Annotated in this window: 4 protein-coding genes and 2 pseudogenes; 3 read left to right on the plus strand and 3 right to left on the minus strand. The window is 53.7% G+C overall.

Annotated features, from left to right (window positions below; translation table 11 throughout):
• On the minus strand, positions 1-202 hold a 202-nt coding region (locus tag ABJZ52_RS17635; RefSeq protein ID WP_348186588.1), incomplete at its 3' end, for a transposase.
• A gap of 678 nt (positions 203-880) precedes the next feature.
• Here ABJZ52_RS17635 and ABJZ52_RS17640 point away from each other — a divergent pair.
• On the plus strand, positions 881-1,129 hold the full coding sequence (locus ABJZ52_RS17640; RefSeq protein WP_348186590.1) for a hypothetical protein: 249 nt from the start codon (positions 881-883) through the stop codon (positions 1,127-1,129).
• A 327-nt stretch (positions 1,130-1,456) separates the two neighbouring features.
• On the opposite strand, the pseudogene ABJZ52_RS17645 reads toward ABJZ52_RS17640, so the two are convergent.
• A pseudogene (locus ABJZ52_RS17645) lies at positions 1,457-1,949 on the minus strand (integrase core domain-containing protein); the annotation flags it as partial.
• A 207-nt stretch (positions 1,950-2,156) separates the two neighbouring features.
• Between ABJZ52_RS17645 and ABJZ52_RS17650 the strand changes: the two are divergent.
• Positions 2,157-3,368, plus strand: a complete 1,212-nt coding sequence (locus ABJZ52_RS17650; RefSeq protein ID WP_348186592.1) for a sulfite oxidase — start codon at positions 2,157-2,159, stop codon at positions 3,366-3,368.
• Positions 3,369-3,452: 84 nt separating this feature from the next.
• Positions 3,453-4,151, plus strand: a complete 699-nt coding sequence (locus tag ABJZ52_RS17655) for a cytochrome c family protein (RefSeq protein ID WP_348186594.1) — start codon at positions 3,453-3,455, stop codon at positions 4,149-4,151.
• A 296-nt stretch (positions 4,152-4,447) separates the two neighbouring features.
• On the opposite strand, the pseudogene ABJZ52_RS17660 reads toward ABJZ52_RS17655, so the two are convergent.
• A pseudogene (locus ABJZ52_RS17660) lies at positions 4,448-4,817 on the minus strand (transposase); the annotation flags it as partial.
• Positions 4,818-5,280 lie beyond the last annotated feature (463 nt).

Raw genomic sequence — 5,280 nt, forward strand, 5'->3', positions numbered from 1 at the left:
CCGCTTCCGTCGGCCCCTCGGATTTGCCACAACGGGCGAACACATCCGCCATACCTTCGACAGCCTGTCGTTTCCACGTGCTCACTTGGATCGGGTGTACCTGATCCTTGGCTGCGATCTCCTGGATCGTATTGTCACCGCGCAAAGCCTCAAGCGCGACTTTCGCCTTAAACGCGTCCGAAAAATTCCGGCGTTTCGCCATTCTCGTATCCCTTCAAATCAGTGGGATACACCTTAGAAACCTGTTCGGATTTCCGGGAGCACTTCAAATTTCGCAATATTGTGGCGACGCAACGCTGAGTGTTTGAACGGCGCCCTCAAAGCTTCAGAAGTCGACCGACGACTGTCATGCGGCCACCAATCAGATCAATGCAACAACGCCGAAAAGAACCGCCAACCACTATGAATTTTTCGGGCAGAATGAAATGTTTGCGACATTCTCCCACTGTGTGCTGATTGTCACAGGTCAATTCGGCATCAGTTCTTAAGATATGGATCATCGGCAGCACAGCGTGGCGAGGGCAAGATGAACCGCTCACTGAAACTTCAACATCAAATCAAAGTGGCTTCTGAAGCATCTGCGACGGTGCAGGGCACTCATTTTGCAGCCTGGAGCTTGACGGTTGAGGAAAGTGCCGTCGCCCGGCTTGGCCGGCGTTCATGACTGTCCCGACATTCTTCATATCCGCCCAGAGGCAGCAGAACTTCATAAGAACAGCGCCTTCGCCAAGATTGGCGTTTCCCGATGGTCCGATCTGATGCGCTTTTTGACCGAACAGCTGATCAACGGCGCTAAGCGCCAGACACCATGCCCGTTGTGTATGGACCTGCTCACTCAAAATCTCTTACAGCAAAATCAGACTTGATCAGGAACGCAAGCATGAAAGCACTTTCGCCCGACGGGACTAAAATAGTCGCAGCAAGTGAACTCGTCCCCTCGCATGCCCGCCTGAGGCCCGCGGCGTTTGAACGTAACGCGAAAGGCGCGCTTGAGTTTCAATATGATCCCTCTGGGTCCGACATGTTTTGGGACAAACAGTTCATTGCGACAAACGACGAAGGCAAAAGAATATTTATCGATGAAAAGGGCCAACTGTGGAGTGAAGACCAGGTCATCTTGACTGATTGAATTGAGCTCTGAATTCCATCGGAAAAGAGTAGTCTCGCGAGGCTTCGGGGCAACCTTAAGTAAGGCTTATATTTCAAGATGATTTGAGGAAAATAAAAACAATGAAATACAATAATTACAACGACTTTGACAAAATTCTTGAAGCAAAAATAAAAATGAGGAACACCTCCTCGGAGAACTTAGTTGCTGTCGAGAAAGGTGGAGAAAAGGAAGAATCGGCCGAGGTCCTATCTCCGTTTCTTGTAACGCGAGCGACACAATAATGTTGCAAACTTTTATCTCAGTCGGGGCTAAGCCGTGACCTGCTCCCCTTGGAGACCGCGTTTATTAGTCCGCTTTGTTCAGGGTTTGGCCCTCTATTGACCGCTGGTAATACTCCCAGGGTGTGAGCCCGTTGAGGCTCGTGTTTGGGCGGTGATGATTGTAATCGTCGCGCCAGGCCGCGGTCAGCTCTCGGGCATGGCGCAAGTTGGCGAACAGGTGCTCATTGAGGCACTCGCCCCGAAGGTGGCCATTGAAGCTTTCGACAAAGACGTTCTGCATGGGCTCGCCGGGCGCGATGTGGTGTCACTCGACGGATCGATCCTCCTGCCATTTCAGAATGTCATTCGACGTCAGTTCCGTCTCATTGTCGCTGACCACCATGCAGGGATAGCCACGCAGCGGGGATATTGTCGAGTTCCCGTGTCACCTACTCTCCGGATAACGATGTGTCGACGACACAGGCCAGACATTCCCGGCTGAAGTCATCAATCACGCACAGCATACGCAAGCGGCGACCATCGGACAGGATGTCCGACACGAAATCAAGCGACCACCGCAGTGTGCCATTCGGCACAGGATCATGGTTCTTTCCGATGTATGGACCTAATCAGGACAGCAGGTTGCCTGCTGATTTTCGGGCGATGCAAAGGCCCTCTTAATATTTCGTAGTGCGAGGCAAGTATTGGCATACGACGAGACGAAAGTCCCCGCCGAAGAATTCCAGCACTTCAAGGGAGCGGGGCCGCGCTGTAATGAGACCCACTTGTCGGCGGCCCCGGGCAGACGGTCGTTTTTGACGCAGGTTGGATTGGCTGGCTTGGGAGCGCTCGCGGGCTCCGCGCTGCCCTTTCAGTACGATGCGTCAGGAGATTTCATCGCTCGAGCGCTTGCGGACGAGGATCCATTGTTCGGCAAAAGCGGACTGACCTTGCTGAACGACCGTCCGCTCAACGCTGAAACGCCGCCGGAGCTCTTGGACGACGCAATAACACCGACCGAGCGCCATTTCATTCGCAACAACGGACTTCCTCCCGAAGATCCGAATTCTGACGCTTGGGTACTGGCGGTAGATGGACTGGTTGAGCAACCGATGAATCTTCGGATCCAGGACCTTCGCGAACAATTCGAGGTCGTTACCAAGGCTCTTGTAATCGAGTGCGCGGGCAATGGGCGAAGATCTTTCGAACCACCAACGCGCGGCAACCAATGGAGCTTCGGCGCAGTAGGGTGTTCGCAATGGACAGGCGTACGTCTCAAGGATGTTCTCGACAAGGCTGGCGTTCACCCCGACGCGATTTACACGGCTCACTATGGGGCGGACGGGCACCTATCAGGCGATCCGAGCCGGTCGCCAATTTCGCGTGGGCTGCCTATCTGGAAGGCCATGACGGAGAACGTCTTGATTGCTTTCGAGATGAACGGAGCGCCGCTTCATCCGATGAACGGCGCACCGCTTCGCTTGGTGGTACCTGGATGGCCGGCTTCCACTTCCCACAAGTGGCTTACACGCATCCAATTACGCGACCGTGTTCACGACGGCGCGAAAATGACCGGAAAATCCTATCGCGTGCCCGCCTATCCAGTTTCGCCGGGCGCGAAGGTGGCGGATCAGGATATGGTGATCATCGAGCGCATGCCCGTCAAATCGTTGATCACATTCCCAGCGAAAGATGCAAAAGTCGCGTTGTCTTCAGATGTCCGTGGCCATGCATGGTCCGGGGATCGCGAGATTTCCAAGGTCGAAATATCGACGGATTTTGGAGCATCCTGGATCGCAGCGGAACTCGACCCGGCCGTCAATAGGGGCGCATGGCAAAACTGGCGCGCGACACTGGAACTGGCACAGCCCAGGTATTACGAGATATGGGCCCGGGCTACAGACAGCGCAGGGGACGTTCAACCGTTCGGCATCGACTGGAACCCGAAAGGCTATCTCAACAACAGCTTGCACCGCGTCGGTGTTCACGCAAGTTGATCCAGTGGGACTCGCATACGATCCATGACCTTTAAAGAACAAGATCAGTAACTGGAGAATAAAATGCTCATGGCCACCATTCGGATGTGGATCGTTAAGGCGGTATGCGGTTTTTCGTGGTTGTGTTTTTCGGCCTTGTCGTTCGCGGGGCCTGCCATCGCGGACGCAGGCGAGGGCGAGAAAGTTTTCCGGAAATGTGCGGCGTGCCATACCGTCGAAGAGGGCGGCGCACGAAAGGTCGGTCCTAACCTTTTCGGGATCGTAAGCGGTCCCGTCGCGGCCGTCGAAGGATATAGATATTCGCCGGCGCTTGAGGCATACGGGGGAGAATGGACGCCCGAGAGACTGGATGCGTTCCTTGCGAAACCCCGAAAAGAGGTCAAGGGAACCAAGATGGCATTCGCTGGGCTGCGAAAGCAAGAGGACCGGGACAATCTGATTTCCTATCTCGCTTCATTCAGCGCCGCTCCGGAGGTTTTTGACAGCACAGGTTTTGGCGCAAACGGCACTGTTCCCGCGACAGCTTCCGCGGTAGACGCATTCGGAAACCTGAACATGGACCGCGGAGCGGAGACAACTTATTACACTTGCACTGCATGCCACTCCGAAATGATAGTCGTTCAGCAAGGTCTGACGCGTGAGGGATGGGCGGAGGTGTTGAAGTCAATGGTTGAAGATCACGGAATGCCCGAGATCGACGCAGCTGATCGCTCAGAGATCCTGGAGTACCTTTCGACGCACTACAACGAGTCCCGCCCTAATTTCCCCGCTTCTCTCAGGTGAAAGGGGCCTATTCTAATTCGTTCGGCAAGTAAAACCTATTCGATGGTCTTTTGAAGCCGATATTATACGGAAGCAGACTTCTTCCAATAAATATTACTTGAGTACATTTTTAGGACTTTCACTTGCCGACAGAAATATGATGGCTCATTATTTCACGGATCTTAGATTACGCCCTCCTACACGGGCATCCAAATCAGGCTTGACTTGATTTAAGCTCCGAAAGGATTTTTGATGTCAGAGATTTCGAGTGCTCGACGGTCCAGTCCTTTCTTCCGGTCAAGATAAATGGACTTGCCTGCGTCGATGACACCGGCAGTTGGAGATGCCTCACGGCCTTCCAGTTCCCGCGTGGCTGCTGAAAGGATGTGGTTTCTCGTCTGCCAAAGGCCGGTATCCCGACAGAAGTAGAGATAGCCTCGCACGGGCGAGGCTGGGGGAACGTCCTTCGGCAGCGCCCGCCACTGACAGCCCCTGCCCGCGATATCAAGGAGCGCGTTCACCACCTCTCGCATGTAGGCCTTGCGTGGCCGACATACGAGAGGTGGTGTCAGGGGTCCGCGGGGTCAAAATCGCCCATTCTCGATTCTTCAAATCGGTTGGATAACTCAGATGGACCCCGTCATGCTGCCGACGAGTGATATCATCACAAGGCACCCACTCCTCCATCTTCTAGACAAAGACGGTTGTAACACAACCTTTTGATATCACTCATTTACATTTAAATCGGGCTCTTAGAGGCCTTTGTGTGAGATTGCGATGTTTGGATCGATAGTTGCGGTCCAAAGGGCCTTTGCGACATTCGAGGCGCCGTTTGCCCTTACGGTGTTGAGAGTTAGCCTGCGCAGGCAACACGATGACGCAACAGAACACCATGTTCCGGTATTGTCGGCCAGAAAACCTGACAGCTCATCAATAAAACGGGCTAAAACTCCGTCACCCATTTCCAATAATTGCTTGATGAAATCCAGACACCGCTCGCGACAAGGCAACTAGAGCATTTCCCAAGAAGTCTGAATCGGGTTGGATTCCCTTTTATGGCGAATTGTGCTTCAAACTGAGGGCTGGACAAGGAGGCCAGCCTTCATGACGCGACCTCTATCGATTGACTTGCGCAAGCGTTTGATTGATG

This window comes from Roseibium sp. (genome assembly GCF_039982295.1).
GTDB lineage: Bacteria > Pseudomonadota > Alphaproteobacteria > Rhizobiales > Stappiaceae > Roseibium.